Annotated in this window: 1 rRNA gene; it reads right to left on the bottom strand. The window is 56.4% G+C overall.

The features are described from left to right. Window positions 1–929 (bottom strand): 16S ribosomal RNA (locus ACI2K6_RS17010); the annotation flags it as partial. Between the last annotated feature and the right edge of the window lie 398 nt (window positions 930–1,327).

Raw genomic sequence — 1,327 nt, forward strand, 5'->3', positions numbered from 1 at the left:
CATGCTCCGCCGCTTGTGCGGGCCCCCGTCAATTCCTTTGAGTTTTAGCCTTGCGGCCGTACTCCCCAGGCGGGGCACTTAATGCGTTAGCTGCGGCGCGGAAACCGTGGAATGGTCCCCACACCTAGTGCCCAACGTTTACGGCATGGACTACCAGGGTATCTAATCCTGTTCGCTCCCCATGCTTTCGCTCCTCAGCGTCAGTTACAGCCCAGAGACCTGCCTTCGCCATCGGTGTTCCTCCTGATATCTGCGCATTCCACCGCTACACCAGGAATTCCAGTCTCCCCTACTGCACTCTAGTCTGCCCGTACCCACCGCAGATCCGGGGTTAAGCCCCGGACTTTCACGACAGACGCGACAAACCGCCTACGAGCTCTTTACGCCCAATAATTCCGGATAACGCTCGCACCCTACGTATTACCGCGGCTGCTGGCACGTAGTTAGCCGGTGCTTCTTCTGCAGGTACCGTCACTTTCGCTTCTTCCCTACTGAAAGAGGTTTACAACCCGAAGGCCGTCATCCCTCACGCGGCGTCGCTGCATCAGGCTTGCGCCCATTGTGCAATATTCCCCACTGCTGCCTCCCGTAGGAGTCTGGGCCGTGTCTCAGTCCCAGTGTGGCCGGTCACCCTCTCAGGCCGGCTACCCGTCGTCGCCTTGGTGAGCCATTACCTCACCAACAAGCTGATAGGCCGCGAGTCCATCCAAAACCGATAAATCTTTCCAACACCCACCATGCGGTGGACGCTCCTATCCGGTATTAGACCCAGTTTCCCAGGCTTATCCCAGAGTTAAGGGCAGGTTACTCACGTGTTACTCACCCGTTCGCCACTAATCCACCCAGCAAGCTGGGCTTCATCGTTCGACTTGCATGTGTTAAGCACGCCGCCAGCGTTCATCCTGAGCCAGGATCAAACTCTCCGTAAAAAAATTACAGAACAACACCGTGGCAGCCGGAAATAACCACCACGACATCCATTCAATACCTAGCAGACCATCACCACACCACGGGGGTGGCAGGCGATGATCAACCAATATGTGTTAAAACAATTGGCATCAACAAACTTGGCACACTATTGAGTTCTCAAACAACAGGCGCTTCCAGCTTCAGCGACCCGCTCCGCGGGCCGTTTCGCTCTGGAGCAACTTCTCCATCCTAGACCATCCGTTTCGACCGTGTCAACTCCGTGTCCGAAGCATTCACCGTCCGTTCACATGGCCGGGCTAGAAAACCTTACCACGCGATCCGACAATGTCAACTCCGCTTCCGCGGGGCCAGACACTCACCGGACCATCCACGTGGAAGGCCTCGAAAAGCTTACCAC

It is taken from the genome of Microbacterium sp. NPDC006705 (assembly GCF_044903545.1).
Classification (GTDB): Bacteria; Actinomycetota; Actinomycetes; order Actinomycetales; family Microbacteriaceae; genus Microbacterium; species Microbacterium plantarum.